The organism is Janthinobacterium leeuwenhoeki, from assembly GCF_051380795.1.
Classification (GTDB): Bacteria; Pseudomonadota; Gammaproteobacteria; order Burkholderiales; family Burkholderiaceae_D; genus Janthinobacterium.
Genome location: NZ_JBNYXT010000002.1, coordinates 190,566 through 217,311, shown reverse-complemented (window position 1 = coordinate 217,311; position 26,746 = coordinate 190,566). Strand labels below are relative to the sequence as shown.

The 26,746-nt window shown below is 64.8% G+C and carries 22 protein-coding genes; 10 read left to right on the top strand and 12 right to left on the bottom strand.

Annotated features, from left to right (window positions below; genetic code table 11):
* Nucleotides 1–23: 23 nt before the first annotated feature.
* The 4 genes from ACQ4WS_RS02870 (at nt 24) to ACQ4WS_RS02855 (ending at nt 6,178) form a co-directional block, all read left to right on the top strand.
* Entirely contained in the window at nt 24–2,339 is a 2,316-nt protein-coding gene (locus ACQ4WS_RS02870; RefSeq protein ID WP_436473492.1) for a coiled-coil domain-containing protein, read from the top strand.
* A gap of 19 nt (nt 2,340–2,358) precedes the next feature.
* Nucleotides 2,359–4,671 carry an SUMF1/EgtB/PvdO family nonheme iron enzyme gene (locus tag ACQ4WS_RS02865; RefSeq protein ID WP_436473490.1) on the top strand — a complete coding sequence of 771 codons (2,313 nt, stop codon included), beginning with the start codon at nt 2,359–2,361 and terminating at the stop codon, nt 4,669–4,671.
* 224 nt (nt 4,672–4,895) lie between these two features.
* Nucleotides 4,896–5,294 (top strand): OsmC family protein, encoded by a 399-nt coding sequence (locus ACQ4WS_RS02860; RefSeq protein WP_353656554.1) that lies wholly within the window; start codon nt 4,896–4,898, stop codon nt 5,292–5,294.
* Nucleotides 5,291–6,178 (top strand): pirin family protein, encoded by an 888-nt coding sequence (locus ACQ4WS_RS02855; RefSeq protein ID WP_436473488.1) that lies wholly within the window; start codon nt 5,291–5,293, stop codon nt 6,176–6,178. The genes ACQ4WS_RS02860 and ACQ4WS_RS02855 overlap by 4 nt, the downstream gene beginning before the upstream one ends.
* 6 nt (nt 6,179–6,184) lie before the next feature.
* Here the strand turns inward: ACQ4WS_RS02855 and ACQ4WS_RS02850 are convergent, their stop codons facing one another.
* The 5 genes from ACQ4WS_RS02850 to ACQ4WS_RS02830 all read right to left on the bottom strand — a co-directional run bounded on the left by ACQ4WS_RS02850 (nt 6,185) and on the right by ACQ4WS_RS02830 (nt 12,923).
* Nucleotides 6,185–8,662 (bottom strand): TonB-dependent siderophore receptor, encoded by a 2,478-nt coding sequence (locus ACQ4WS_RS02850; protein WP_436473486.1) that lies wholly within the window; start codon nt 8,660–8,662, stop codon nt 6,185–6,187.
* Between the two features lie 114 nt (nt 8,663–8,776).
* Nucleotides 8,777–9,745: a FecR domain-containing protein gene (locus ACQ4WS_RS02845; RefSeq protein WP_436473484.1), complete on the bottom strand. Its 969-nt coding sequence runs from the start codon at nt 9,743–9,745 to the stop codon at nt 8,777–8,779.
* Nucleotides 9,745–10,263 carry a sigma-70 family RNA polymerase sigma factor gene (locus tag ACQ4WS_RS02840; protein ID WP_436473483.1) on the bottom strand — a complete coding sequence of 173 codons (519 nt, stop codon included), beginning with the start codon at nt 10,261–10,263 and terminating at the stop codon, nt 9,745–9,747. Before ACQ4WS_RS02840 ends, ACQ4WS_RS02845 begins: the two co-directional genes overlap by 1 nt.
* 105 nt (nt 10,264–10,368) lie before the next feature.
* Nucleotides 10,369–10,971: a metal-dependent hydrolase gene (locus ACQ4WS_RS02835; RefSeq protein ID WP_436473481.1), complete on the bottom strand. Its 603-nt coding sequence runs from the start codon at nt 10,969–10,971 to the stop codon at nt 10,369–10,371.
* 386 nt (nt 10,972–11,357) lie between these two features.
* A complete protein-coding gene (locus ACQ4WS_RS02830) occupies nt 11,358–12,923 on the bottom strand; it encodes an FHA domain-containing protein (protein WP_436473480.1) in 1,566 nt (521 codons plus the stop codon).
* 345 nt (nt 12,924–13,268) lie between these two features.
* Here ACQ4WS_RS02830 and ACQ4WS_RS02825 point away from each other — a divergent pair, with 345 nt between their 5' ends.
* Complete coding sequence (locus ACQ4WS_RS02825; protein ID WP_436473478.1) at nt 13,269–13,688, top strand: DUF2177 family protein; 420 nt, start codon at nt 13,269–13,271, stop codon at nt 13,686–13,688.
* Here the strand turns inward: ACQ4WS_RS02825 and ACQ4WS_RS02820 are convergent.
* The 3 genes from ACQ4WS_RS02820 to ACQ4WS_RS02810 form a co-directional block, all read right to left on the bottom strand.
* The gene (locus ACQ4WS_RS02820) at nt 13,669–14,619 is read right to left on the bottom strand and encodes a PP2C family protein-serine/threonine phosphatase (protein ID WP_436473476.1); all 951 of its coding nucleotides are present in this window, start codon (nt 14,617–14,619) and stop codon (nt 13,669–13,671) included. The two genes, ACQ4WS_RS02825 and ACQ4WS_RS02820, sit on opposite strands and share 20 nt — an antisense overlap.
* Before the next feature lie 143 nt (nt 14,620–14,762).
* On the bottom strand, nt 14,763–15,209 hold the full coding sequence (locus ACQ4WS_RS02815) for a glycine zipper 2TM domain-containing protein (protein ID WP_436473474.1): 447 nt from the start codon (nt 15,207–15,209) through the stop codon (nt 14,763–14,765).
* Nucleotides 15,210–15,329: 120 nt separating this feature from the next.
* Nucleotides 15,330–15,860 (bottom strand): GNAT family N-acetyltransferase, encoded by a 531-nt coding sequence (locus tag ACQ4WS_RS02810; protein WP_436473472.1) that lies wholly within the window; start codon nt 15,858–15,860, stop codon nt 15,330–15,332.
* A 175-nt stretch (nt 15,861–16,035) separates the two neighbouring features.
* On the opposite strand from ACQ4WS_RS02810, the gene ACQ4WS_RS02805 reads away from it, so the two are divergent.
* The gene (locus tag ACQ4WS_RS02805; protein ID WP_436473470.1) at nt 16,036–17,484 is read left to right on the top strand and encodes a M20/M25/M40 family metallo-hydrolase; all 1,449 of its coding nucleotides are present in this window, start codon (nt 16,036–16,038) and stop codon (nt 17,482–17,484) included.
* Nucleotides 17,485–17,539: 55 nt separating this feature from the next.
* Entirely contained in the window at nt 17,540–18,445 is a 906-nt protein-coding gene (locus tag ACQ4WS_RS02800; protein ID WP_436473468.1) for a LysR family transcriptional regulator, read from the top strand.
* Nucleotides 18,446–18,539: 94 nt separating this feature from the next.
* Here the strand turns inward: ACQ4WS_RS02800 and ACQ4WS_RS02795 are convergent, their stop codons facing one another.
* The 4 genes from ACQ4WS_RS02795 to ACQ4WS_RS02780 all read right to left on the bottom strand — a co-directional run bounded on the left by ACQ4WS_RS02795 (nt 18,540) and on the right by ACQ4WS_RS02780 (nt 24,686).
* Nucleotides 18,540–19,976 (bottom strand): MFS transporter, encoded by a 1,437-nt coding sequence (locus ACQ4WS_RS02795; protein ID WP_436473466.1) that lies wholly within the window; start codon nt 19,974–19,976, stop codon nt 18,540–18,542.
* Nucleotides 19,977–20,098: 122 nt separating this feature from the next.
* Nucleotides 20,099–21,427, bottom strand: a complete 1,329-nt coding sequence (locus tag ACQ4WS_RS02790) for a hypothetical protein (protein ID WP_436473464.1) — start codon at nt 21,425–21,427, stop codon at nt 20,099–20,101.
* A 130-nt stretch (nt 21,428–21,557) separates the two neighbouring features.
* Nucleotides 21,558–23,687: a T6SS effector phospholipase Tle3 domain-containing protein gene (locus ACQ4WS_RS02785; RefSeq protein ID WP_436473462.1), complete on the bottom strand. Its 2,130-nt coding sequence runs from the start codon at nt 23,685–23,687 to the stop codon at nt 21,558–21,560.
* A 141-nt stretch (nt 23,688–23,828) separates the two neighbouring features.
* Nucleotides 23,829–24,686, bottom strand: a complete 858-nt coding sequence (locus ACQ4WS_RS02780) for an MBL fold metallo-hydrolase (protein ID WP_436473461.1) — start codon at nt 24,684–24,686, stop codon at nt 23,829–23,831.
* Nucleotides 24,687–24,862: 176 nt separating this feature from the next.
* Between ACQ4WS_RS02780 and ACQ4WS_RS02775 the strand changes: the two genes are divergently transcribed.
* The 3 genes from ACQ4WS_RS02775 (at nt 24,863) to prpB (ending at nt 26,696) form a co-directional block, all read left to right on the top strand.
* Complete coding sequence (locus ACQ4WS_RS02775; RefSeq protein ID WP_436473459.1) at nt 24,863–25,099, top strand: hypothetical protein; 237 nt, start codon at nt 24,863–24,865, stop codon at nt 25,097–25,099.
* A gap of 123 nt (nt 25,100–25,222) precedes the next feature.
* On the top strand, nt 25,223–25,471 hold the full coding sequence (locus ACQ4WS_RS02770) for a hypothetical protein (protein ID WP_436473457.1): 249 nt from the start codon (nt 25,223–25,225) through the stop codon (nt 25,469–25,471).
* A 337-nt stretch (nt 25,472–25,808) separates the two neighbouring features.
* On the top strand, nt 25,809–26,696 hold the full coding sequence (gene prpB / locus ACQ4WS_RS02765; protein ID WP_096236075.1) for a methylisocitrate lyase: 888 nt from the start codon (nt 25,809–25,811) through the stop codon (nt 26,694–26,696).
* The last annotated feature ends 50 nt before the right edge of the window (nt 26,697–26,746 follow it).

The window sequence follows — 26,746 nt, the reverse complement described above, 5'->3', positions numbered from 1 at the left end:
ATCATTCTCATCAGGAGTCACACATGTTCCAATTGTTTGGTTTTGGCGGCGCCCGCTGCCCGCGCTGCGAGCACAAGAACGGCGCTGCCGCCGGCTATTGCGCGCAATGCGGCTTGTCGCTGGGGGCACCCGACAGCGACGCGGTGCTGCATGCCAATCAATGGCATCTTGCTGACGGGCAACTGGCCCTGTTCTTTGGCGTGCGTGAACTGTCCTCGCTGTTCGGCAGCGCCGCGCGGCGCTTGCAGGTGCCGGCCGAGTCGCGCGCCTGGATCGTGCAATCGGACGCTTTCACCTTGATACCTGCCGGCGACTACGACAGCGCCGCCTTCTTTGCGCGCCTGCCCGCGCTGCTGCCGGCGCGTCCGGCCGAAGTGCTGATCGCGCGCGCCGACGCCGTCAGCCTGGAATTCGACTTGCCCGGCCTGGCCAGCACGGAGCGGCTGAACGTTGCCGCATCGCTGCGCGTGGACATCGCGCTGGGCCAGCCCGATGCGTTCGCGCGCCAGTTCATGCGCGCGCCGGGCGCCGTCACGCGGGCCCACCTGCACGCCTTGCTGCTGCCGTCCGTGCGCCAGATTGCGCTGGAATTCATCGGCAGCCGCGCGCTGCGCGAAATGGACGCGAATGCGGACTTGCGGCCCGAATTGAACGAACGCCTGCAATCGGCCCTGACGCAGCGCCTGGCCCCCAGCGGCCTGGCCGTGGCCCGCGTGGAGACGCTGGCGCTACGCCATGACAAGCGCGAGGGAGACGGCGATGCTGCCATCGGCACCCTGTGGCTGGGCGGCTTGCCGGCGCAGGAACTGGAGCAGCACAGCCTGGAACGCATGAAGCAGCTCGACCAGCTGTATGACGAGGAAGAGTGGCAGCGCATCCGCCGCGAAGAGCTGGCGGCGCGCCATGCGCAGCGCCGCGCCGAGCTGCGGCAGGATGCGACGCTGGAAAAAGCGGAACTGAACCATCAGGAAGCGGAACGCCTGCAAGCGCTGCGCGGGCGCCAGATCGACCTGTATGGCCGCATCCTGGAAGCTAAATCGCGGCGCCAGGCGCTCGATCATGGCGCCGCTCTGGCGCTGGGCGAACTGGAACAGGAACTGGCGCAAAAGGGCGCGCAGCGCGCCGATGAAGCGGCCAACTGGGAACACGTGCGGGCGCTGGCCGCCATCAAGATGCGCAGCGAGCTGGAACTGTCGCAGCTGCACGGGCGCGAACAGATCCAGCTGGCGCAGCAGCGCTTTACGCATCAGGTACACCTGCAGTCGATCGCGCAGCAGGTGGAAAGCGCGCTGCTGATCGACGACGAGACGGGCCGCCGCACCCAGCTGGCGCGCCTGCGCCAGGCGGAAACGGATGCGGCCCAGCGCGAGGCGCAGCTGGAGGCGGAGCAGCATCAGGCCGCCTGGCAGGGCCTGATGCTGGCGAATGCGGCGCGCAAGCGCGAAGCGGAGCGGGTACAGGAGTGGGAAGAGCAGATGCAGCTGGCGCGCCAGCGCGAATTGCTGCGCGCCGAGGCGCACAAGGATGAAGCGGCTCAGGTACAGGCGGCGGAAATCGCGGAAAAAGTCGCGGCGCTGCGGCGCGGCGGCGCCCGCGAAGACGCCATCGCGCAGCAGGAAAAGCTGCTGCGCACCATCGAGGCCGACGGCGTGCATGCGCGCCAGTTGCAGCAGCAAACGCAGTTGGCGCAGCTCGACGCGTTGGCCATCGAGGAACAGCGCCAGCAACTGCGCCAGCTGGAACAGGAAGCGCAATGGCAGCGCGACCTGCTGGCCATGGCGCAGCAGCGCGAAAGCGATTACGCGCGCTGGAAGGGCGAATATGAAGCGCTGCTGGCGCAGCAGGCGCATGCCGCGGAACTGGCGCGCATCGACATCGACCGCATCGAGAAAATCGGCTCGCTGAGCGACACGGGCAAGGTGGCCATGGCCGCCGGGCAGAATGCGGCCGCGCTGGCGCAAGTGCTGAAGGTGCAGCTGCAGGCGGGCATGAGCGCCGAACAGATCCACGCGCTGGCGGCGCTGGCGGCAGCCGAGAACAGCGTCGCGCCGCTGGACGCCATGCGCATGGCGCAGGACAGCGTGGCGCAGGAGCGCAGCTACCTGGAAGGCCAGGCCGAACGCGAACGGCGCCAGCAGCTGGACCTGATCAACCTGCAGAACGCGGCGCACGCGCATGGCCTGTCAGCGCAGGCGCAGCTGGGCGTGGCCGTGGCGCAGGCGCTGCAGCCAGGCGCCGCAGCAGCAGCACCAGCCCGCTGCAAGAACGGCCATGCGCAGCGCGCCGGCCATCCGGAAGATAAATTCTGCGCCGCCTGCGGCGTTGCCCTGCAGCCTTGATGGAAGCGTTTCACCCCAGATGATGCAAAAAGCACGAGACAAACTGCGGGAACTGCGCGCCCTCCACGACGACGGGTTGCTCAGCGAGCAGGAATTTGAACGCCGCAAGAACGCCATCCTCGACGCCGAATACGCGCCGCCGGGCGCCGCGCCTGTGGTCGCGCCGTTGCCCGTGCGCCAGGGCACGGAGCTGGGCTTCATGACGGGCCAGGAAATCGGCCCGCAAAACCGCCGCTACCGGCTCGAACGGCTGATCGGCACGGGCGGCATGGGGCAGGTGTGGCAAGCCACCGACCTGGCCACGCACGCGGAGCTGGGCAGCAGCGAAATGGTGGCGCTGAAGATTTTGCCGCCGCAGCTGACGCAAAGCGCCACACACGCAAAATTGCTGATCGAGGAAGCCACACAGGCAAGAAAACTCGCGCATGAAAACATCGTGCGCGTCTACGAGTGGGCGCAGGATCCGGCCACGGCCAGCTATTTCATCATCATGGAATGCCTCGATGGCGAAGACCTCGAGCACTATCTGGCGCGCCAGGGCGCGCTGTCCCTGTCCACCGTGCAGCAACTGCTGCAGCCGGTGGCCGACGCCCTGTCGTATGCGTGGGAAAAGCACAAGCTGGTGCACCGCGACATCAAGCCGGGCAATGTCTTCCTGACGGCGAAAGGCGACGTCAAATTGCTCGATTATGGCATCGCGTCGCGCGTGCGCAATGCGGACAGCAGCCTGGCGCTGGACATGCCGAACGCGGGCACGCACGGCTACCGGGCGCCCGAGGCAGGCGCCAACCAGCGCCAGCCCAGCCCGCGCCTGGACGTGTATGCGGTGGCCGTGATGATTTACCAGATGCTCGAAGGGCGCATGCCGTTCGACGATGCGCGCAGCGCCAGCCATTTGCCTTCAACGCCGGAGGCGCTCAACGCGCAACAGTGGCAAGTCTTGCAGAACGGTTTTTCGCTGACGGCGGAATTGCGTCCGCAATCCGTGCAAGCCTTGCTGGAAAACCTGGAGCGCGCCGCCGGGCCGTCGCCGGAAGAACTGGCGGAACAGGCGCGCCAGCAGCAGGCGCGCGCGGCGCAGCAGCAAAAGCAGGCGGTACTGGCCGCCGAACAGGCGCGCGAGGAAGAGATCAAGCGGGCCCGGATACGCCAGGAAGAACTGGAGCAGCGCCGCAAGGCGGAAATCCAGGCGGCCGCGCTGGAAAAGCAGCGGCAGGACAAACTGCGCCGCGAGCAGGAGGCGCAGCGCCATTTCGAAGCGGAAGAGGCGCGCAAGCTGCGCAAGGAAGCGCTGCGCGGCCAGTTGCGCGCGCGCCGCGAAGCCGATGCCGCCACGGCCTTGCAGGAGCACCAGGAATTGCAGCGCAAGGCCATCGTCGCCAAGGCGGAGGCGGCCTACCGCGCCGAGCAGGAACGCGCGCGCAAGGAAGAGGCCAGCCGCGCCGCCGCCGCATCTGTCCCTGCGCCGGCATCCGCGCCGGTGCCAGAACCGGAGCATGTGGAAGCGGTGGCCAATGCGGAAGGCATCCTGCGCGATGATTTTCTCGATGGCTCAGGGCAGGGGCCGGAACTGGTGCTCATTCCCAGCGGCCGCTTCCAGATGGGCGCGCACGAGACGGAGCACAAGGCCGCCATCCAGGCCGGTTCGCAGCAGGCCTGGCTCGAGCGCGAGATGCCGCAGCACTGGGTCGGCATCGAGCGCCCGTTCGCGCTGGCGCGCCACCCCGTCAGCGTGGGCGAATGGCGTGCCTTCGTGAGCGCGACGCAATGGGCGGGCGGGTCGGAAACGGACTGGGACAATCCCGGTTTCGTGCAAACCGACCTGCACCCGGTGGTGGGCGTGAGCTGGAATGACGCGCAGCTGTACCTGGCGTGGATGAGCGAGCGCACGGGCCGGCGGTACCGCCTGCCCAGCGAAGCGGAATGGGAATACGCCTGCCGCGCCGGCACGCGCACGGCCTTCAACGTGGGCGACACCATCAGTACCGAGCAAGCCAACTACGACGGCCTGTATGTCTACAACGGCGGCCCGCGCGGCATGTACCGGGGCGGCACCACGCCGCTGGGCACATTCGCGCCAAATTCCTGGGGCCTGTTCGACATGCATGGCAATGTGTGGGAGTGGGTGCAGGACGTGGTGCACGACAATTACGAAGGCGCGCCCGTCGACGGCAGCGCGTGGGAAGACGGCAGCGACAGCAGCCGGCGCATCCTGCGTGGCGGCTCCTGGCTGTATCACCCGCGCTACCTGCGCTCGGCCCTGCGCAACGGTTTTTCCACCGTGCTGTCGAACGATATCGTGGGTTTCAGGGTGGCGCGCACGCTCGATTGATTTGTCGTTCAATCGCTTACTTTGACGGATGCTTCAGAGTGTGGCGTCACTTTCATGGCCGCCAACGCCAGAATCCCGAAGACATGCTGATGGTCAGCAGCCTCAACATGGCGCAGACGGTCGACGCCCTGTTCCGTATCAAATGACCAGATAGCCGGGGGGAAGGCTGCGCAAAGCGGGCAAACGGTGTAAATTGTGGCTTTCCAAACGCAGCAAGGAACGCCATGACCATCAAAGCCATCCGCGACCAGTCGCAAGCCATGCGCCACATCGTGCACGTGCGCGATCACATCATTTCCGCCGACGCCTCGGTGGAGGAGGGGGGCGGCGACGCCGGCCCGTCGCCGCACGACCTGTATGACGCGGCCCTGTCGGCCTGCAAGGCGCTCACCGTCGTCTGGTACGCCAGGCACAAGGGCATCCCCCTGGAACACGTGGAAGTGTCGACCGAGCGCGATGCCAGCGAAGAGCGCAAGGGCGTGTACCGCCTGGCCGCCACCCTGCACCTGACGGGCGACCTGACGGATGCGCAGCGCCAGGAATTGCTGGCCGCGGCCGGAAAATGTCCGCTGCATAAATTGATGACGGCTGTGACCACCGAAGTGACGACGGTGCTGGCATGAGCGCGGCCATCCTGAAAAGCCACGAAAAGGACCTCGGTGGCGGCTTTGTCGTGCGGCGCTTGCTGCCTTCTGCAGTGAAACAGGCTGTCGGCCCCTTCATCTTCTTTGACCACTTCGGCCCCATCGACGTGGCGCCCGACGCCAACCACGACGTGCGCCCCCATCCGCATATCGGCCTGGCCACCGTCACCTATCTGTTCGAGGGCGCGATCGACCACCGCGACAGCATCGGTTCCTGCCAGCGCATCGAACCGGGCGCCATCAACTGGATGACGGCAGGTCGCGGCATCGTGCATTCCGAGCGCACGCCGCCCGACCTGGCGGGCCAGCCGCACCGCACGCACGGCTTGCAGCTGTGGGCCGCGCTGCCGAAGGCGCATGAAGAAGACGAGCCGAGTTTCACGCACACGCCGCAAGCCGAGATTCCCGTCGTGCCGCTCGATGGCGCCGTGGTGAAAGTGTTGATCGGCACGGCGTTCGGTCAGACTTCGCCCGTGCGCACCTATATGCAGACGGTGTACCTGGACGTGGCGCTGCAAGCGGGGCGCGAGCTGCGCCTGGAGGGCTTGCCGGCGGAAGCGGCCGTGTATCCGATCAGCGGGGACGTGCTGCTCGATGGCGTGGCGCTGCTGCCGCACAGCATGGCCTTGCTGGAGGAGGGTAAGGTGCCTGTCGTGACGGCAGGCAGCGGCCCGGTGCAATTCGTGGTGATCGGCGGCGAGCCGCTGGACGGCCACCGCTACCTGTTCTGGAATTTCGTCTCGTCGAGCAAGGAGCGCTTGTCGCAGGCGGCCGACGACTGGAGCGCCCAGCGCATGGGGCAAGTGCCGGGCGAGACGGAATTCATTCCGTTGCCGAAGGCGCCCCTGCGCCCGGCGACCTGACAGCGTTTAGAAACGCGCGCGAAGGGTCAGTTGCGCCTTGCGCGGCTCGCCATAGAAATTGCCCCACGCAGGCGCGCCTACCGTCTGGTAGTAGCGCTTGTCGAGTAGGTTCGTCACGGACAGCGACGCCGTCCAGTTGCGGTCGATCTGGTAGGCGGCGCGCGCGCTCCACAGTGCATACGCGCCTTGCGCCACCGTCACGTCGCGCGTCACGCGCGAGCTCTCCGTCTGGAAGTTCACGCCGCCGCCCACGCTCCACTTTTGCAGGGCGCCAGGCAGGCGGTAGTCGCTCCACGCGCGCAGCATGTGGCGCGGCGAGTAGGTGCTGGCAAACATCACGCCCGCATTCGAAGTCTGTTCCAGGTACTTGAAATTGTTCAGGGTATAGCCGGCGAACAGTTGCCAGCCCGGCGCCACCTCGCCGCTGATTTCCCCATCGAGCCCTTCGCTGCGCACCTTGCCCGCCGAGAAATAGCACTCCGTGCCGCTGGAGCAGGTATTGACCAGGTCGAGCTCCGCGCGGTTGCGCTGCTCGATGCGGAACAGCGCCAGCGAGGTATTGACCTTGCCGTCGAACAGTTCACCTTTCACGCCCACTTCCAGGTTGCGGCCCTTCAGCGGGTCGAGCAGGGCGCCGTCCGCCGTGCGCTGGTTTTGCGGCTGGAAGATGTCGGAGACGCTGGCGTAGCCGGACCAGCGCTGGTCAAACGCGTAGATCACGCCGCCATACGGCGTGACGACGCCGTTTTCGCGGTACGGGTCGATGTACACTTCGCCCGTGTCGCGGTACACGCTGCTCCATTTGTAGTTCGACACGCGCGCGCCCGCCACCACGGTGAGCGGATCGCTGACGCTGAAGCGGGCCACGCCGTAGGCGCCCGTCTGCGTCATTTTTGTGACGCTGGGATCGCCCCGGTAGCTGTGTTCGCGGAACCAGGCATCGCTCGGCTCGGCCACGCTGTGATTGGGCCGTAGCGGATGGTTCGCTTGCTGCAGCAGGGCCAGGCTGAAATCGCTGTCGCTTTCCAGCCGGTTCGTGTTGATGCCGGCGCTGAAGCCGTGGCGCCGTCCGAAGGCGTTGAATTTGCCGTCGAGCGACAGGTCGACACCCTTGTTGGTGCTACCGTAGTCGAACACGCCGCCATACATCATCATGCCGGCCAGGGTGGCGGGATTGAGCGCGCCCTGGCTGAACATGTATTTCACGTCATGCCGCTCGCGCGTGTAGTTGGCGCTGGCTTTCAACGACCAGTCGGCGTCGAAGCGGTGCTCGAATTCGGCGAAGACGGCTGTCTGGCGGCTGTCCCAGCGGTTCCAGTCGGCGCCGAGAAAGGTCGAGCGGGGCAGTTTCGGGTCGCTGCCATCGCGGTAGCGGGGCATGCCGGAGAAAAACGGCGTCGAGTGCAGTTTTTCATGGCTGGCGCCCGTCGTCAGCTTGCTGCCCGGCGCCAAGTCGAATTCCAGCACGCCGTACAGCACGTCGGTGCGGCTGTCGGCCACGTCGTAGAAATAATCGCGCTGCTCGTGCGCGGCCACGGCGCGACCACGAATGCTGCCCGATTCGTTCAATGGACCGGTGACGTCGACTTCGCCGCGCACGTCGTTCCAGCGGCCCGCGCTCATCGCCAGTTGCACCTGCTTTTCCGCCAGCGGGCGCTTGCGCACCATATTGATGGCGGCGCCTGGCGAGCCCGCGCCCTGCAGCAGTCCCGTGGCGCCGCGCACGATTTCCACGCGGTCCAGCATGGCCGTATTGCTGGTAAAGCTGTTCGCCTGCGGGTAGTACATGGCGCGGTTGATGCCATCGAACTGGTAGGTCTCGACCATGAAGCCGCGCGAATATACGTAGCGTCCGCCCATGGGGCTGTCATACATGGTGATGCCGGTGGTATTGGCCAGCACGGCGTCGATGGTGTTGAGGTTCTGGTCATCCATTTTCTGCCGCGTGACGACGCTGACGGACTGGGGAATTTCGCGCAGGGTTTGCACGCCCTTGCCGACGGTGACGGCGCGCGCCGCATACGAGTTGCTGTGTTCACTGACGGGGTCGCGCTCCATGCTGGCGCTGACCGTCACGGGCGCCATGGTCTTTTCCACGCCAGTCGCCGAGGCGGAGGATGGCGCCGCCTGGCGCAGCACGTAGGCGCCGTTGGGCAGTTGCACGGCTTCCAGGCCGCTGCCGGCCAGTACCTGGGCAAAACCTTGGTTGACGTTGAAGCTGCCGCGCACGCCGGGCGAACGCAGGCCGCGCGTCTGCGCGGGATCGGTCGACAGGCTGACGCCGGCGGCGACGGCAAAATCGTTGAGCGCGGTGGCCAGCGGGCCGGCTGGCACGCTATAGGCTTGCGGCGCCGTGGTGGCGGCCAGGCCTTGCGCCAAGGCTGGCGCGGAGATGAAGGCGGCTGGCGCGGCGCAAGCCATGGCGATGACGGCCAGGCGGATGGCGCGCGCGGCGGGATGGAGGACAGGGGTGGTCAGCTGCATGCTCGGTCTTTCTGCTCTAAGGGATAAGGATTGGCGTATGAATCGGCTTCTTACTTGTCAAGCCGAAGCAGCGCATCGAAACACCAACCCCTGACGCAAAAAAAATGAAAATAATTAGGCCGGCCGGGCCGCCACCGTGGCCCAGTAGCGCGTGAAGTACGTCACTTGCAGCCCGTGCGAGGCGCACAGGCTTTCCAGCGCGGCGTCGATATCGTCGAGGCGGTAGGTGCCCGTGACGGGGCGTCGCGCCACGCCGGCATCGCAGGCGAGACGCCCGCGCCGGTAGCGCGCCAGTTCCGCCACCAGCTGTTGCAGCGGCCAGTCGGCGGCCACCAGCATGCCGCGCAGCCAGCTGTCCTGGTGCGCTTGCGTGGCCTGCACATTCTCCGCGCCGGTTGCGCCAAAGCGCAGCTGCTGTCCCGCTTCCAGGCGGCGCACGGCATCCGGTCGCGCCGCGCAGCGCACCTCCACGGCGTGCTCGAAGACGCTGACGGTGCTGCCATCGTCGTTGCAGCGTATGCCGAAGCGCGTGCCCAGCGCGCGGATCACGCCGTGCGGGGTGTCGACCAGGAAGGGACGCGGATCGGGCGCCGTCGTGATCATGATTTCGCCATGGTGCAGGCGGATGCGGCGCTGCGTGGCGCTGTAAGCGACATCCAGGGCGCTATCCGTATTGACCTCCAGGCGCCCGCCATCGGCCAGCGTGACGTGGCGGCGCCGGCCAGGCGCCGTGCGCAAGGACGCCGTCAGGGCTTGCCATGGGCCCGATTGCAAGCCCGCCTGGCCCAGCGCGATGCCGCCGCTGGCCGCCACCAGCAGGGCGAGTATCTTGCCGGCCGCGCGCCGGCGCTGCTGCGCCGCCTGCAGCGCGGGAATCGCCAGCGCTGCCGGTATCGTGCCCAACTGGCCGTCCATGCGCTGCAGCAGGTCCCAGGCCCGTTCATGCTCGGCGCTGGCATCGCGCCATGCCTGCAGGGCGGCCGGGTCTGCGCTGCCGCACTGGAGCTCCACATGCCAGTGGGCGGCGGCGGCCAGCACCTTGCGGGGGATAGGCGACGAAGGGGAGGCGGATGCGGCGAACATCAAGCGGCCGCCAACACCAGGCATTCCGTATAGGCGCGCACCAGGTGTTTTTTCACGGTTGGCAGGGATACGCCCAGGCGCCGGCTGATCTCCACATGGCTCAGTTCTTCGATTTGCGCCAGCAGGAAGATGGCCCGCGTGCGCGCGCCCAGGCGGTCGAGCAGGCGGTCGATGGCGAGCAGGGTTTCGATGATGATGGCATGTGTTTCGGCGCACACCGATGCCGGCTCGGCTTGCTGCGCCAGCGCTTCCAGGTAGGCCTGCTCCAGCGCCTGGCGCCGGTAGCGGTCGATCAGCAAGCCACGCGCGATGGTCGCCAGGTAGCCGCGCGGTTCGCGCAGGGGCGCCAGCGGTGTCGCCTCGCGCTTGCCCAGCAGGCGCAAGAACGTGTCCTGCGCCAGGTCGGCCGCCTCGGCGCGGTTGCCCAGCTTGCCGCGCAGCCAGCCATACAGCCAGGCGTGGTGTTCGCTGTACAGGGTGCTCAGGGGGATGGCATGGACGGGACTGACGGTGCTCACTGCGTTCTCCAGGCAAGGGAAGAGCTGGGCTGACGGAACGCGGGGTGCCGGCTGGCTGGGCTGTTTGAGAATGATACTCATTATCACATTGCCGCGCCGCCGGCGTCAATTGGCGTCGCCGCCCAGGCGCCAGCGCTCCTGCCACTGTTGCAGATTTGCCCAGGCCGTCTGGAGTGCGCCGGCGGACCAGTGCAGCAGGCTGTCGAGTGCCAGCAGGGTGCGCCGCAGGTGGATGCCGTCAAAAAACACGTGGTCGGCCACGACGGTGGCGGCCAGCCAGGCGGCGATGATGACGATGATGTCGTGGCGGCCGCTTTTCCACCAGCGCAGCGAGTGGCGGCGAAAAATCCACGGCACGCCCAGCGGATTGGGCCAGTCGGCCAGCAGATGCATGATGCCGCCGGCGGCAAAGCCGAACAGGGGCGGCGCCCACAGGTGGTGCGGCAATTGCAGATAGGTGTAGACGAGCAGGGCGATCCAGGCCAGGCCCCAGTGCGTCCACGTGCGGTGCGTGATCCACAGCCGGTGCGTGCGCGCCCACCAGGCTACTTCCAGCCAGTCCGGCGCCGTGCCGCCCAGCGCCCCCATGACAAAGGCGAGCATGCTCAGCACTTGATAGGGGCCACCGGCGCCAGCGTGCGCGACCAAAGCCGCGGCGATCACGCCGGCAGCCCAACCGGTCGCATGATGCGCTTTGTTGGAAGCCATAGAAAATGTAAAACGCCATGCGGGCGTTGTGTGAAATACAGGGGAATATTAACTGGATGAATATACAGTATGCAAGGGCGTGGAGGGGTGCTATTTGCAGAATATCTGCTACTAAATTGTTAAATTGTGTGTCGGGGGGAGCTCTCCAGCGAACCCGGCAACGCATGCCCGGCGGTCAAGTGTGTTGTGCGGCTGGTAATGCAATTGGCGCAGGGCGCGCTATGCTGAAGGATGTTGCTTGAGGCAAGGAGGTCTCGTCATGAAAATCCCGCGCGAATTGCAGATTTCCGCCAGCGTGTTGACGCTGGAAGCGGTGTTTGTACTCGGCTTGTCGATGAGTTTCCTAGTGCTGATACCGCGCTAGCGGTCAAGTGACGGAGGTGTTGTCAGGCGGTTAGAGCGTTGCTATCGCATAGCGCCGCGCCTTCGGTGCGGATGATCCAGCATTCCGGATACGGTTCGCTGGCGAAGCGCTTGTGCCGCGCGAAGCCGCTGAGCTTGTCGAGTGCGGTGGCGGGTGCCAGCGCGGTTTCCTTGCCGCTGGCGGTGTCCAGGTGCCAGAAGCCGCCGTTGCGGTGGAAAAGTACGGGCAGGCAGCTGGCCTGCGGCGTGGCAAGGTGACTTGCCGGCGTGGGCTGGGTATCGGGCAGCAGCAGGTAAAAACATTCGGCGCGGGCGCCGTGGTCGATGCGGTGCAGGATCACGCCGTGCGCCAGCAGGGCCGTGACGCTGAGCACGACGATGCCCTTGATGCTGGCGGACAGTTCGATGCGCATGCCCAGCCGCAGGGCGATGGGCTTGTGTTTGCCGGGCCACACGCCGTCGAGCAGCATGCCGTAGCGCGATACATCTTCGATTTCAAAGCCTTGCTGGCTGCGCCGGATGATGGCGTGGCGGCCCGACAGGCGGCGCGTCAAGCCATTGTTGTCCTGGCCGTCGGGGCTGAAATGGCTGAGCAGCACATCGGCTTCCGGGTCCACCAGTTCGAAGCGGCCCAGCATGCATTCTTCCAGCGCGAACAGGCGGATCTGGCGCTGTTCGCCCGCTTCCGGCGCCGCATTGACGAGGCAGGCGGCCTGGCTCGGGTGCGGATGGCAGTGGCTGGCGATGGGCAGGTCGACTTCGATCAACTCCTCATCCCAGGCGATGGTGGTAAAACCCATGTCGATCTTGCCTTGCGGCGCAGATAAATCCACGTGGGCAATGCCGGCATTGCGCGCCGTCACGTCGAGGTTGCAGCCATCGCCGCCCGTGACGCGGGCGATCGAGGCGTCGTCGGCCATCACGCGCACGTTCTTGTGCGTGCTGAGGAAGATCTGGTGGATTTCCGTCAGGGTGGCGTCGCGGCGCGGCACGAGGATGACGAAGGTGCATACCCATTTCTGCGCCACGGCGCCATCGAGGTGGCTGTGCACTTCGACTTCGATCTGGTATTGCCCGTGTTCCTTGTTGCGCGAGGAAAACTCGACAAACACGGGACGCCAGTCGCCGCGCGTGGTGCGCACGAAATCATGCTGGACGGCGCCGCGCGGTATCAGGTCCGAGCGCAGGCGCAAGGTCAGCTGCGGTGCGCAGGTGGCGCTCATGCCGCGCAATTCCATTTTCAGGGTTTGCCGTCCGCCTGCCGCACGGGGATCGAAGCCGCTGATGTGCAGATGAGCTTGCACCGGCTGGTAGGCCGCAGGCACTGCTGGCGGGGCCGCTGGCATGAACGTGGTGGGCACGACGGGGGCAGGTGCGGGGCTGCTCGCGGTCCGGAGCGCGGCATCATGGGTCGGGGCGTGCGGGAGCGCCGTTGCCGATGGCTCGGAACGGGTGCTGCGCAGTGCGGTCAACAGGTCGTAGCTGCTGGGGGCAGTCGTCGCTTGCGGGTGCTTGCCCGCGCAGACTGTTTCCCCAGGCAAGACCCAGAACGTACAGTGCGGGTGCTCCGGGTTGCTGCATTTTTTCATGACATTCTGACTCGAATCGAGCGGGGATATTTTGCCCTCTGTTATACATGAGAGCTTACGCGCTTTTGCGCCTGCTTGGCAACTTTCAAGGCGCCTGAATGCGCTCTTTTTGCCCAAATTCATGTCCCTGGTCACACCTTGCCATACATGCCATGGAAACTATTGCTCGAAAAGACATCATATGTCTTTATAGATATGTTATTTTGATATCTATGTAATTGCCTTGCCCTTGATGCAGCTGCGCGCCGCCCCTGCATTCAAGCATCGCGCTGCGAACCTGGCGGCGTTTTGCATTATGCTGGCGTAACCGTTCCCTCATACGCCGCCTGACACCGAAAGATGACCATGCCTGTCCAACGCCCGCTCCAGCTTGCCATTGCCTATGGCGCCACCTTGTGCGTATTCCTGGCCATCGATGCCCTGTGGCTGGCGGTGCTGATGAAGCCCGTGTACGCCGCAGCGCTGGGGCCGCTGCTGGCCGATTCTCCCCGCTGGGCGCCGGCTACGCTGTTTTACCTGTTGTACGTGGCGGGGCTGATGGTGTTTGCCATTTTGCCCGGCTTGCGCGTGCGCCGCGGACGTACGGCGGCAGCGCTGGGCGCGCTGCTCGGGCTGCTTGCTTACGGCACCTATGATTTGAGCAACTACGCGACCTTGCGCGACTGGCCGCTGGCCTTGACGGCGATCGACATGGCCTGGGGCAGCGTGCTGTCGGCTGTGTCGGCGACGGCCGGCTATTTGGCCGCTAGCCGGTCGGGCCGGTAAATTCCGCCTCGAAGCGCAGCGCCAGCATGGTAATGTTGTCGCTATGCAAGCCTTGTGGCGGTTGGGAGAGGAAGTCGTCGAACAGGGCGTTGACGGCCTGTGCCGCAGTCTTGCCGGCACACAAGGCGGGCCAGCGAGCCATGAGGGCCAGCGGATCGTCGCAGGCCCAGAAGCCGTCGCTGGCCAGCAGATAGTGGGCGCCGGGGCGCACGCGCAGCACGCGGCGGTCGCCCAGGTGCGCGAGGAAGGGCGGCAAGGTGGCCGCATCGAGGCCGCGCAGGGGCTTGTCGAGCTGCAAACTATCGCTGATGGCGTTGCCTAAAATAAAGGCCTGCGAGATTTGCGGATGATGCTCGCCATGCACGGCGGCACGCCAGCGCGTCTCGTCGAGCGCGCCGCGCATGGCGTACACGGTGGCCGGCACGTGATCCACGGTCAGGATATTGACTGTCTCGTCGGCAATTTCATACAGGCGCGAATCGCCCACGTGATACAGCAGCGGCGCTTCGCCGGGCGGCACTTCCAGCAAGGTCAGGGTAGTGCCGGGCGGACGCGCCTGCGCTGGCGCGGTCCTGGCGAAAGTGTCCTGCAAGCGCGTGTGCAACTCGTCGAGCCTGCCTGCCAGGCTGGCCGTGTCGAGGCAGGCGGGCATGGCCAGCAAGCCTTGCACGGCCGCTTCCGCCGCTTCGCGCCCCTGGCCGTGGCCGCCCATGCCGTCGAGCACGGCGGCGCGCACGTGACCGGGCGGCCAGCCCGGCACCTGGCAGTGGAACGGCGTTTGCTGCGACAGGCAGACGGCGTGGCCGCTGGCATCGATCAGCAGGAAGTTATCCTGGTTCTCGCGGCGCGGCAGTGGGCCGGCGCCCACGCTGGTGCCGGCGGCGGCATCGAGCCAGGGGCCGAAGTCGAGCTTGTCTTTGATTAAATGCATCGGTTGGTGCGGTCCAGGCGTCCAGCAATGTTGATCATAGGACACAGCTTAGCCGATATTGTGCAGGGGCGATACCTTGCCTGTCGCGCAAAAAAACCTGCGGCAGCAGGCTGGCGCAGGTTGTAGGGGGTGGCGCGTGCCGATCAGCGACGATGGCCCCAGCCGTGACCGTGGCCGCGGCCGCGGTCATAGTAGTCGCGGCGGCCATGGTCGCGGTAATAGCCGCGGCCCGGTTGCACGTAGACAACAGCCGGCGGGCCGTAATAGCGCGGTGGCGGAGCGTAATACACTGGCTGCGGGGCAGGGGCGTAGTACACGGGCTGCGGCGCAGGCGCATAATAGGTTTCGCGGTAGCCGCCGCGATAGCCGCCACGGTCATGATAACGGTCATTCGTGCTGATGCTGTTGCCGACGGCGGCGCCCAGCACGCCACCGACAATCGCGCCATTGCGTCCGCCGGTGCTGTTGCCAATGGCCGCTCCGACAACGGCGCCTGCAACGGTATTGAAGTCGCGGTCACCGGCGACTGCGGCCGAAGACACAGCCACTGCCGCTACCATTACCGCACCCAGGAGTTTCTTGTTCAACATGGCATTTCCTTCCATTCCGGCGAGATCACAATGATCTGCATGAAATGGACTATATCCGCTGCCCGCCGCTTGTTCCACGTCTAATACAACTTATTACAATCCTGCCCCGACAGTAACAAGTCAGCGCAGGCGCGCCTGCCATTCGGGACGCAGCAGGCTGTACATTTTGACATCGCGCATCACGCCGTTGATAAAGAAAGCCTGGCGCATCAAGCCTTCCTGGCGAAAACCGCTCTTTAGCGCGATGCGTTCGGAGCCGATGTTCAGCGGGTCCATCAGCAGCTCCAGCCTGTGATACGGATAGGCGTTGAACAGGTAGTCGATCACCAGGCGCGTCGCTTCGCTGATGTAGCCTTGACCGTCCCGCTGCCGGTCGAACAGGCGATAACCGATCTCGCGCGAGGCTGGCGTGCGGCTCTTGAAATGCGTGATCGTGCCGATGATGTGCAGGGCATGATCTTCGATGAGGAACAATTCGCTATCTTCGGTCACGAAACCCGATTGCAGGAAGTCGCGCCGCATGGCCTCGGGCGACTTGAACTGCATCGAGAAAAACTCGCCGCGCGAGGGCAGGTCGTTGACGAGGGAAATATAGGTATTCAGGTCGGCGGCGGTCAAATGCCGGACGGTACAGAGTGTTCCCTTGAGCATGGCGGTATCCGGTAGCGATCACGATCTTGATGGTAATCGACTCCGGGGGGAGAGGCAATCGATCCCGCAAAAGTTGCTGCAATGACAGAATAAATACGCTATCGTAGAAAAAGTCGCGCCTTGCCCATGGCCACGGCGTACCCGCTTCGACCTTGTTGACTGGAATTGATATTACATGCATACCATCCTGACTGGCGCGTCACTGCGCCGTTCCGCTGTCTCCCTTGCCCTTGGCTGCATCGTCAGCGCCGGTGCCTTTGCCGCCGCGCCAGGCAATACGCCGCAAGCGCTGGCGCAGGTGCGCGACACGGCGCTGCACAGCGACTGGGCGTATGCGCGCCTGGCCGACATGACCGATTTGATCGGCCCGCGCCTGTCCGGTTCGGCCGGCGCCGCCGCCGCCGTGCAACAGGTGGCCGAGACCATGCGCCAGCTGGGCGCCAAGGTCACCTTGCAGCCCGTGAAAGTGCCGCACTGGGTGCGCGGCGTGGAAACGGCGGAAATCGTCGACTATGCGGGCCGTCCGCAGGGCGTGTCACAGCGCGTGGTGCTCACCGCCCTGGGTGGTTCCGGCGCCACGCCGGCCGCCGGCCTGACGGCGCCCGTGATCATCGTCAAGAGCCTGGAAGAACTCAAGGCGCGCGCGGCGGAAGTGAAAGGCGCCATCGTGCTGATCGACACGCCATTCGACCAGGAGATGGCCGAGCGGGGCCTGGCCGGCGTCACCTATGGCCAGGGTTCGCGCTCGCGCGTCCTGGGGCCGAAGGCGGCGGCCGAACTGGGTGCGGCCGCCGCGCTGGTGCGCTCGGTCGGCGGCGCCGATTTCCGCATCCCGCACGCGGGCGCCACGGGCCTGGACGAGAATAAACGCATTCCCGCCGCCGCCGTCACCGTGGAAGACGCCTTGCTGATGGGCCGCCTGGCCGCGCGCGGGCCGATGAAAATGCACCTGACCCTGACGCCGCAAAACTTGCCGGAAGCGGACAGCTACAACGTCATCGCCGACTGGCCGGGCACGGACAAGGCTGACGAAGTGGTGGTGGTCTCGGGCCACCTCGATTCCTGGGACCTGGCGACGGGCGCGCACGACGACGGCGCTGGCGTGGTGGCGGCCATGGGCGTGGTGGAAACCCTGAAAAAGCTCGATTACCGTCCGCGCCGCACCATCCGCGTGATCGCCTGGATGAACGAGGAAAATGGCGGCCGTGGCGGCCAGGCTTATTTCGAGGCCCACAAGCAGGCACTCGCTAAACAATATGCGGCCATCGAGATGGATAGCGGCGCCGGTCGTCCGTTCGGCATCCTTGCCAGCGTGGGGCCGAAGTCGGAAAAATTGTTCGCCCCGTTGCGCGCCGCCCTGCAACCGATAGGCGCGCACGCGTTCACGCGCCGCGACGCGCTGAGCACGGGCGATTTGCACCGCCTGGAAACGGGCGGCGTGCCGAGCTTCGCGCCGCTGGTCGACAGCCACAGCTACTTCCACTACCACCATACGCCGGCCGACACGCTGGACAAGGTCGACCCGGATAATCTGAAGCGCAACGTGGCGCTGATGTCGTCGCTGGCATGGTTCCTTGCCAATATCGACGGCGAGATCGGCCGCGCGCCGGAGCAGGGCGAGTAGGCGCCGGTGGTGGCGCCAGCAATTTGGCGTCAGCAATGCATGTCAAGGTACAACCATGTCGCTACCCGATCTGAACCTGTTAATCATTCTCGATGCCCTGCTGGCCGAAGGCAGCGTCACGCGCGCGGCGCGGCGCTTGCGTTTGAGTCCCTCGGCCATGAGCCGCGCCCTGGCGCGCCTGCGCGAGACGACCGGCGATCCCTTGCTGGTGCGCGCCGGCCGTGAACTGGTGCCCACGCCGCGCGCGCTGGAGTTGCGCGAAAGAGTGGGGCCCCTGTTAGGCGAGGCGCTGGCCGTGCTGGCACCAAAGCAAGCGCTCGATCCGCGCCAGCTGGCGCAAACATTTACGCTGCGTTCGAGCGACGGTTTCGTGGAAAATTTCGGCCCGGCGCTGCTGGCGCATATCGGCGCGCAAGCGCCTGGCGTGCGTCTGCGCTTTGTGCAAAAGCTGGACCGCGAAAGCGTGCAGCTGCGTGAGGGCAGCATCGACCTGGAAACGGGCGTGATCGGCAGTCTCACCAGCCCGGAAGTGCGCACGCGCAGGCTGTTCGGCGACCGTTTCGTGGGCGTGGTGCGCAGCGGCCATGCGCTGGCGCAAGGCGACATCAGCGCCGAGCGTTATGCGGCCGGCCAGCATGTGCTGGTGGCGCGGCGCGACCAGGATACGGGGCCGATGGACGACGCCCTGGCCGCCCTGGGACTGCAGCGCACGATCGCCAGCATGGTCGGCGGCTTTACGGCGGCGCTGGCGCTGGCCGCCGGCTCCGACCTGATCGCCACCGTGCCGGAACGGCATACGGGCAATCTGCGCGCCGGCATGTTCAGTTTTGCGCTGCCGCTAGGCATGCCCGATCTGACTGTATCGCTGATGTGGCATCCGCGCATGGATGCCGATCCTGCCCACCGCTGGCTGCGCGGCTGCGTCGTCGACGCCTGCGCGGCCCGGATCAACGCGGGCTGATGCCGCCGGCAGCGGCTTCCCGGTGCGGCAGGCCAGGGCCAGCAGCACCAGCGGGACAGGCCGGAGCGCGATTGCACGGCGCGCATCATGCGCGTTATCCAGCCTTGCTCAGGGCGCGGCCGAGCGCGAAAATGGCCAGCGCGGCGAGTATCAGCGCGCTGGCGACGGCAAAGGTGGCGTGCATGCCGCCGATCATGGCGGCTGGCTGGGCGCCGCTGATATCGCCGGCGCTGGCAACGAAGACGGCACCCATCACGGAGGCGCCCGTGACGAGGCCCAGATTGCGCGACAGATTGAGCATGCCGGAGATAACGCCGCGCTGATCGGCAGCGATATCGCCCATCACGGCGGTATTGTTGGCGGCCTGGAACAGCGCGTAGCTGGCCGTGAGCAGCGTGATGGGAGCGACATAGCCGGGGATGCCCAGGCTGGCGGGCAGCAGGGCCAGCGCCAGGCAGGCGCCGGCCGCCCCGCACAGGCCAGCGCCGCCCATGCGCTGCGCGCCGTAGCGGTCCACCAGCCAGCCGGACGGCACGCCGCAGAACGCCGCCACCAGCGGCCCGGCCGCCAGCACCATGCCGGTGACGGCCGTGCTCAGGCCCAGGCCACGCGCCAGGTAGAAGGGACCGACCACCAGGGTGGACATCATGACCGTCGACACCAGCATGCTGGTCGCCAGGCCGGCGCTGAGCACGGGCGCGCGCAGCATGGCCAAGCGTATCAGCGGCGCCGGCGCCTTCAGTTCCACATACACGAACAGGGCGCCGCCCACGCAGGCTGCCAGCAGCAGCGCCACGTTGCGCATGCCGAAATGGCCGCGGCACAGGGTCATGGCCAGCGCATAGGCTGCCAGGGTCAGCGCCAGCAGCACGGTGCCGCGGTGGTCGAACACGGGACGTTTGGCGTGCGCGCCGCGCTGGTCGGCCGGCAGGTAGCGCCAGGCCAACAGTAGCGCCACGGCAGCCAGCGGCACGTTGACGAGGAAAATGGCTTGCCAGCCGAAGTGCGCGATCAGCAGGCCGCCCAGCGCGGGGCCCAGCGTGGTGCCGACGGCCGACATGGTGCCGAGCAGCCCCATGGCGCTGCCCGTTTGCGCCTTGGGCACGCTGCTGCCGACAAAGGCCATGGTCAGCGCCATCATGACGGAGGCGCCCAGGCCCTGCAGGGCCCGCGCGGCGACCAGCAACCACAGGCTGGGCGCCAGGGCGCACAGGATGGAGGCGACTGCAAACAGCGCGATACCTGCCAGCAGCAGGCGGCGCCGGCCGAGCATGTCGCCGAGGCGGCCCACGCTGACGATCAGCGCGGTGATGGCCAGCAGATACGCCAGCACGATCCATTGCACATCCTGGAACGGTGCCTGCAGGGCCCTGGCCATGTCGGGCAAGCCCACGTTGGCGATGCTGGTGCCCAGCGCCGGCAGCAGCATCGCCAGGGACAGGCTGGCCAGCGCGCCGCGCACGGGTGTGGTGACGCTATCGGTCTCGGTGGTCTGCTGGCTGGGTGGTAAGGGTTTTGATGCTGAATGCATGACGTGGCTGATCCTCGAATAGGGTCACCACATGGTACTGAGGGATCTGGCATGGCGGAAGACGCATCATTTGCATTGTGTAGTTGCGTCTGACGCCATGTGAGGAGCGGTGCCTTCGGACTTCAATCTGAATAACCCTGCATAGCGTCCGCCGCATCGTGGCGGATGCCCCACCACGGCAGATACGCATGGTTTTCGCCGCGCGCGCGGAACCATGGCTGGTCGTGATTGATGGGCCGCACCGTGGCCGGCGGCGACACCAGCACGCCCGTGACGCTGTCAGGATCGCTGGTGCCGGCCACCAGCACGCTCTTGCCGACGTGGTTCGCATGGGCGATGCCCAGGGCCACGTTGGTCAGCGCCGTGCCGGCGCCCATTTCGCCCAGCAGGGCTGGCGTATTGAAGGTCTGTGGCAGGAAGTCGAAGTCCGGCACTTCCAGGGTCAGCGCCTGCGCCAGCTGGCCCAGCCGGTCGGAGGAGGTGGGCAAGGTCTTGCTGGCGTCGTGGATGACGTAGCCAATATCGGCTTCCGTCTTGCCTCCATGGCGCGCCGCCTCGGCAAATACCGCCTGCCACGCCTGCACGGCGCGCGGCGGCTTGTCCTTGGCCAGTTCAAAATCGGCCTCGCTTTTCGTGGCCGGATAGCCTATCCACGCCAGCGCCGCGCGTTCCGTCTTGTAATCGGGGCCGGCCAGCACCAGCAGCACCAGGTTTTCATTGATCTGCATGGTTTTTGGCCGGCTCGGCGCATCCCAGTTCATGACCCATACGGTTTGCTGCGGATGCGCTTCCAGGTAGGCCAGCGCGGATTGCAGGGAGACGAAGCCCGCATTGTTGCCACCCAGGGTGATGCGCACGTCGGGTGGGGTGGCGCGGGTCCAGAGGGTGGGGAAGTGGGTGTTGCCGATGCTGAAGGTGTTGGTGATGGTTTGCTGCGTGAATTGGTGTACTTCTGTCAGATCAAATTTTCCTTCAGGCAAGGCATATTCCACGCGGATACCCGCCAGTTCGCGCCAGTTCTGTTTTTTATCCTTGGGATAGACATGGTAGAAGTAGGTGGGGCTGGAATAATAAATATCGTGGAAATTGCTCATCAGTTCGCGCAGATATTTATGGTGATAACCCTTGAACGTTTCCCTGCCATCGAGATCGTGAGCAATGGGGGCGACGGCCTGCAGGGTACTGAAGCCCCTGGGATCCGTCCTGACCATATCGTCATTTTCGTTGGGCTTGGCCAATCCCAACGTCCATAGCAGCTGCCACTCGGTCGGATAGTCGAGCCGCTGCAGGGGATTGAGCCATTGCAGGCCCACCACTTGTGCCCGGAAGGGCGCATGGGTCGTGTTTTTTGGGAGATCGTCTTCCTTCTGCACAGGTTTCACGGCGCAGGCCGTCAATAGCGCGTACAGGGTGACAGCGGCGAGCATGGGCAGCGCAAGGAACTGTTTCATGAGTTCTCCAGGTGAATGGATAGTCTGGTGACCTGCATAGCTTGGCCAGTTGAGCCAGAGCGCAAGGCAAATGACAATGAAAGATGCGGCGAGCGCCCAGGCCAGTCGCTGGCGCGGCGTGGCAATGAGGTTACGCACCGTCTGTCCTCAGCGCAAAGTTGGTGGAAGGGTCGGTAGGCTTGGCATTCTGGCGCTCGTCTATGATGTCTTTTGGCTTTCTGGCAGGGCTGTCTTTGTCATTTGCCCATGTAAATAAAGATACATTTTTAAATGTGCCATTGTCGTAGTATTCAAAGAACTCTTCAGACTCGAAAGATGCACCCTTCAGCAGACTCCAATCCGCCGCTACCCGTAACTCGCGCAACGCTTCCTGCCTGATCGTGCACACCCCCACCGCCACGTCATACGCCAGCGCCTTTTGCGCATGCTCGGGATTGGTCATGATGGTCGAGTGATCGGTGGCGTGGGTGTCGATGTTTGCGGCCAGGTAGTTCTGGATTTCCTGCTTGCGCCAGGCATTGAATTCCTTGCTAGCCTCCTCCGGCTTGTCCACCGCCGTCACAGGCTTGCCTTTTTCGACCAAGCCGTCGCGCCTGGCCTGCATGCGCAGCATGCCATTCTGTTCGTAGCGCAGCGCCGCCTCGGTTTGCGCATCGCCCTTGCCCTGGGAACGGTAGGGCGCATACGCGCCATCGGTTTCGGCGGCGCGGTCCTTGTGCAGAGAGTCGGCCGGGGCATCGCAGCCTTCGTCAAACTGATCGCTGATGTCGGCAAAGCGCTTCGAGTGCGGCAGGAATGCCTCGGGCAGCTTGGGCGCCTTCATCGGCAGCCGCCAGGACTTGGGTGGCAGGGCATTGATGCGCGTGCCGGCAGTCTTGGCGAGAATGATGACGATGGGCGCGAACAAAAAGGTCAGTATCTTGCGCCCGATGCCTTTGCTGGCCCGCATGCCCTTTTCGATCGAGTACTCGGCGACCAGCGAATGCGGGTGCCAGAAATCGATGCTGTCCGGTGTCAAGGGCTGGCCATTGCGCTGCCAGATATCGTAGTCCTTTTCATTTTCCTGGCCGACAAGGTGGTTTTGCGCAAACACGCGCTGTGTGAAGACGCCTTCGCCACCCGTATCCGCAATTTCCTGCGCCGACATGCCGCGCCAGCCTATGCCCTGCACGGGGGTGGCCGAAATCACCTGGTCGTGCGGATTGAAATACAGGGTGACCCTGCCATAGGTAGAGCCATGCAAGCCGTAGTCTGCGCGGTCGAACGCGGACGTGTAGCTGTCCTTGCGTTCAGGCTTGCGATTGGCGCTGCACTCGTCGACGAAGGCGGCATCCTGCTGCATGGCCGAGCGTGTGCGCAGGATGTTGAAAAACGCTTTCAAGGTTTGCGTGCGGGCTTCGTACTTTTGCCGGCCCGTATTGCCATGCTCATCCTTCAGATGGCCGCTGACCCAGTTTTCCGTGAAATTGCTATCGAGCAGGCTGTAGGGTGGATTGCACAGCACATAACTGTCGGCCACGGCGGAAGCGCCCAGCGTTTCACCGAGAAAGGCGGCCGCCATGGCCACCATATTGCCCTGGCTATGGCAGACGATGGTGACGGGTGCGTCGTGCTGGCATGCCCTGATCGATTGCACGAGATGCGCCAGGCGCCACGCGGCGAACACAAAATACGGACGCGGTGGGCAGGCATACACTTGCCGGTCATTCGTCGGGTTCATGTGCTGGATATGCATCCACAGGAACAGTTCTTCCGACAAACCCTGGCCCCACAGATCGGGCAGGGCGCTGCAGCCGTTGGCGAACGGCCCGCCGCCCCAGTAATTCTTTTCGTTGAGATAGATGCCGTCGCCGAATGCCTGCAATTCCTCGCCGTTGGCCTTGTAGCCCCAGCGGAAGCGGATCACGGGCGAATTGGCATCGTCCGCCTGCAGGAAGGTGGTGGCATTGCGCTTGGGATTGAGGAAGCCGTCATCCGTCAATTCGCGTGTGTAAGTGGCAGCCTTCATCTGCCCGGCGGCCGGGCCGGGGATTACCAGGTCCTCATCGCGGCGTTTCAGGCGCGCATTCAGGCCGTCACACAGGCCTTGTTCCGCCTGCTCATACCATTCGCCGTCGGAATTGACGCCGTGCACAAAGATGATGATGCCGGGACGCGGCAGGCGCGTCACCGCTTTCAGAAGCGCATGGCTGAACAAGGTCGTGCCTTCGGCTTCGGCGAGCAGGATGCAATTGGTATCGAGCGTAGGGTCGGGCGACATGCGGGCGCTCCGTCAGCGTTAAGCAGGAAAAGGCGGCGCCAAAGTGAACTCAGGCAATCTGCACTGTATGCCGATTGCCTGAGGTGGAACTTGCGTGGTGTCAAGAAAGGATGTGCGAGGGGCGGGGAGTGCCCCGGGCAATCAGATCGCGTTCAGCGGTATTTTGAGGTAGCGCACGCCGTTGTCTTCCGGCTCGGGCAGCTTGCCTGCGTTGATGTTGACCTGGATGGCGGGCAGGATCAGGGTCGGCATGTCCAGCGTGGCGTCGCGGCTGGTGCGCATGGCCACGAATTGCTCTTCCGTGATGCCGTCGCGCAGATGGATATTGCTGGCGCGCTGTTCCGCCACCGTCACTTCCCAGCGCGCTTCGCGGCCATTGGGCGGGTAGTCGTGGCACATGAACAGCCGCGTCTGCGGCGGCAGCGCCAGCAGGCGTTGCGCGGAGCGGTACAGCAGGGCAGCGGAGCCGCCGGGGAAGTCGCAGCGGGCCGAACCCACGTCCGGCATGAACAGGGTGTCGCCCACGAAGACGGCGTCGCCGATCTGGTAAGCCAGGTCGGCCGGCGTGTGGCCGGGCACGTGCAGCGCGCGCACTTCCAATTTGCCAATATGAAACACCTGGTCGGGCGCGAACAGCTGGTCGAACTGCGAGCCGTCTGCCCTGGCGTCATCCTGGTGGTAGACGGCGGCGAACGCCTGCTGCACGGCCTGGATGGCGGCGCCGATGGCCACGTCGCCGCCCAGCTGCTGCTGCAGGTAGGGCGCGGCGGACAGGTGGTCGGCGTGCGCGTGGGTTTCCAGCAGCCAGCGGCACTGCAAGCCGTGTTCGCGCACGAAGGCGATCACCTTGTCGGCAGAGGCGGTGGACGTGCGGCCCGCCTTCGGGTCGTAGTCGAGCACGGAATCGATGATGGCGCAGTCCCGGCCATCGGCCTCGTACACAATATAGGTGACGGTGGCGGTGGCGGGGTCGAAGAAAGCTTGGATTTGTGGAGTCATCGCGGCGGCAGGGGACGGGCAAGGAAGGGCATTATATCGCCAGAGTTCGCTAAAAAAATGCTGCGAACTCATATTTAATATGCGGAAAACAGATAAGAAGGCAAGCCAGGCACGCGACTACCGTGCGCACCCTGTGCCTTGCCGCGTGCTAACCTCATTCTTACAAGGAGGAATTCATGAACGATATCACTGTACGCAGCGAAGAGTACCGCGGTTTTACAATTTCGGTGACGCCGCAAAAGGATAACGATGATTTATGGGACTTTACCTATCGCCTGCAGCGCGAAGGTGAGGCGGAAGCCCAGGCGATCACGCGCAGCCGCACCCTGGGCGGTTATGCGGCGCCCGAGACGGCTTGTACGGCTGGCCTGCAAGTGGCCAGGACGGAAGTGGATAATCTGCTGCGGCCTTGAGCCAGCGTAAATTGTTTAGCCGGAAAGTCAGCCTGACCGCGCGCTGGCGCCTGAAACACGTCGCTAGCGGCCGCGCTTCATGCTAGGATTTCCACTATTGAGTCAGTCACGAAGGAGGCATCCATGGATAGCAGTTCTAAAGTTCACTATAAAGGCTGGGAAATCGTTCCCCTGGCCGTGCCCACCACCGACGGCAAATGGTCGGCCAGTTGCGACATCGAACGCGCCACCGCGGAAGGCCTGGAAGTATTCGAAGGTTCGACCATGCAATTCGTGCGCGACGACGAGGATGGCGCCATTGCCGCCGCCTGCGAAGAGGCCGTGCGCCAGATCGACAACATCATTGCCAATCCGCTGGTGCGTCTGGCCTAGTGTGGTCTTGTAGTTTCAGTTGTATCAGTTGTATCAGTTGTATACATCAGCCGGCGCCCGCCGGCTGTTTTTATTGGTGCGTCTTGCTGCTTGTTGCATGTTTCAAAAAATGTTTCAAAATGGATTGCATGAAACAGAATTGAAACGTTTTTGACGCCAAACGTGATATCGCTGTTGCCTGGTGGGACATCCCTGGTGGGCGTCTATCTCCTGTTTTCACTCTGCCGTCAGGTGTTTTTCGCAGCGCCGCGCTGGCCTGGCACGGCATTTGCAATACTGGTAATCATAGCCACTCCGTGAAACATTCGGGACCATCCGAAACCCATAAGGTGAACACATGACTCAATACTCCGCAGGTGCCGCATTCCGCAAGGCCGTCCAGGAAGAATCCCCGTTGCAAGTCGTCGGCGCCATCAACGCCAATCACGCCTTGCTGGCCAAGCGCGCCGGTTATAAAGCCATCTACCTGTCCGGCGGCGGTGTCGCGGCCGGCTCGCTGGGCTTGCCCGACCTGGGCATTTCCAGCCTGGACGACGTGCTGACCGATATCCGCCGCATCACCGACGTGTGCGACCTGCCGCTGCTGGTCGACGCGGATACGGGTTTCGGTTCGTCCGCCTTCAATGTGGCGCGCACGGTGAAATCGATGATCAAGTTCGGCGCTGCCGGCCTGCATATCGAAGACCAGGTGGGCGCCAAGCGCTGCGGTCACCGTCCGGGTAAGGAAATCGTCAGCAAGGAAGAAATGGTCGACCGCATCAAGGCGGCCGTCGATGCGCGCACGGACCCGAACTTCGTCATCATGGCGCGCACCGATGCGCTGGCCGTCGATGGCCTGGAAGCGGCACTGGAACGCGCCGTCGCCTGCGTCGAAGCGGGTGCCGACATGATCTTCCCGGAAGCCATCACGGACCTGGACATGTACGCCACGTTCGCCAAGGCCGTCAACGTGCCGATTTTGGCCAACATCACGGAATTCGGTTCCACGCCGCTGTTCACGCTGGACGAATTGCGCAGCGCCCACGTGGGCCTGGCCCTGTATCCGCTGTCGGCCTTCCGCGCCATGAACAAGGCGGCCGACAACGTCTACCGTGCGCTGCGCCGCGATGGCACGCAAAAGAACGTCGTCGACACCATGCAGACGCGCATGGAGCTGTATGAGTCGATCAATTACCACGACTTCGAGCAAAAGCTCGATGCGCTGTTCGCGGCGCAAAAGAAATAAGAAAAGTAAAGAAGCCAGGGCCGCATGCCGGCCCCGCAGTGATGCAACCG

Coding starts and splice junctions, on each gene's coding strand:
- ACQ4WS_RS02785 (WP_436473462.1), bottom strand. CDS start 23,687: ATGTCGCCCGACCCTACGCTCGATACCAATTGCATCCTGCTCGCCGAA.
- ACQ4WS_RS02775 (WP_436473459.1), top strand. CDS start 24,863: ATGAACGATATCACTGTACGCAGCGAAGAGTACCGCGGTTTTACAATT.
- ACQ4WS_RS02850 (WP_436473486.1), bottom strand. CDS start 8,662: ATGCAGCTGACCACCCCTGTCCTCCATCCCGCCGCGCGCGCCATCCGC.
- ACQ4WS_RS02780 (WP_436473461.1), bottom strand. CDS start 24,686: ATGACTCCACAAATCCAAGCTTTCTTCGACCCCGCCACCGCCACCGTC.
- ACQ4WS_RS02810 (WP_436473472.1), bottom strand. CDS start 15,860: ATGCTCAAGGGAACACTCTGTACCGTCCGGCATTTGACCGCCGCCGAC.
- ACQ4WS_RS02825 (WP_436473478.1), top strand. CDS start 13,269: ATGCCTGTCCAACGCCCGCTCCAGCTTGCCATTGCCTATGGCGCCACC.
- ACQ4WS_RS02870 (WP_436473492.1), top strand. CDS start 24: ATGTTCCAATTGTTTGGTTTTGGCGGCGCCCGCTGCCCGCGCTGCGAG.
- ACQ4WS_RS02790 (WP_436473464.1), bottom strand. CDS start 21,427: ATGAAACAGTTCCTTGCGCTGCCCATGCTCGCCGCTGTCACCCTGTAC.
- ACQ4WS_RS02800 (WP_436473468.1), top strand. CDS start 17,540: ATGTCGCTACCCGATCTGAACCTGTTAATCATTCTCGATGCCCTGCTG.
- ACQ4WS_RS02865 (WP_436473490.1), top strand. CDS start 2,359: ATGATGCAAAAAGCACGAGACAAACTGCGGGAACTGCGCGCCCTCCAC.
- ACQ4WS_RS02860 (WP_353656554.1), top strand. CDS start 4,896: ATGACCATCAAAGCCATCCGCGACCAGTCGCAAGCCATGCGCCACATC.
- prpB (WP_096236075.1), top strand. CDS start 25,809: ATGACTCAATACTCCGCAGGTGCCGCATTCCGCAAGGCCGTCCAGGAA.
- ACQ4WS_RS02795 (WP_436473466.1), bottom strand. CDS start 19,976: ATGCATTCAGCATCAAAACCCTTACCACCCAGCCAGCAGACCACCGAG.
- ACQ4WS_RS02835 (WP_436473481.1), bottom strand. CDS start 10,971: ATGGCTTCCAACAAAGCGCATCATGCGACCGGTTGGGCTGCCGGCGTG.
- ACQ4WS_RS02820 (WP_436473476.1), bottom strand. CDS start 14,619: ATGCATTTAATCAAAGACAAGCTCGACTTCGGCCCCTGGCTCGATGCC.
- ACQ4WS_RS02830 (WP_436473480.1), bottom strand. CDS start 12,923: ATGAAAAAATGCAGCAACCCGGAGCACCCGCACTGTACGTTCTGGGTC.
- ACQ4WS_RS02770 (WP_436473457.1), top strand. CDS start 25,223: ATGGATAGCAGTTCTAAAGTTCACTATAAAGGCTGGGAAATCGTTCCC.
- ACQ4WS_RS02845 (WP_436473484.1), bottom strand. CDS start 9,745: ATGTTCGCCGCATCCGCCTCCCCTTCGTCGCCTATCCCCCGCAAGGTG.
- ACQ4WS_RS02815 (WP_436473474.1), bottom strand. CDS start 15,209: ATGTTGAACAAGAAACTCCTGGGTGCGGTAATGGTAGCGGCAGTGGCT.
- ACQ4WS_RS02855 (WP_436473488.1), top strand. CDS start 5,291: ATGAGCGCGGCCATCCTGAAAAGCCACGAAAAGGACCTCGGTGGCGGC.
- ACQ4WS_RS02805 (WP_436473470.1), top strand. CDS start 16,036: ATGCATACCATCCTGACTGGCGCGTCACTGCGCCGTTCCGCTGTCTCC.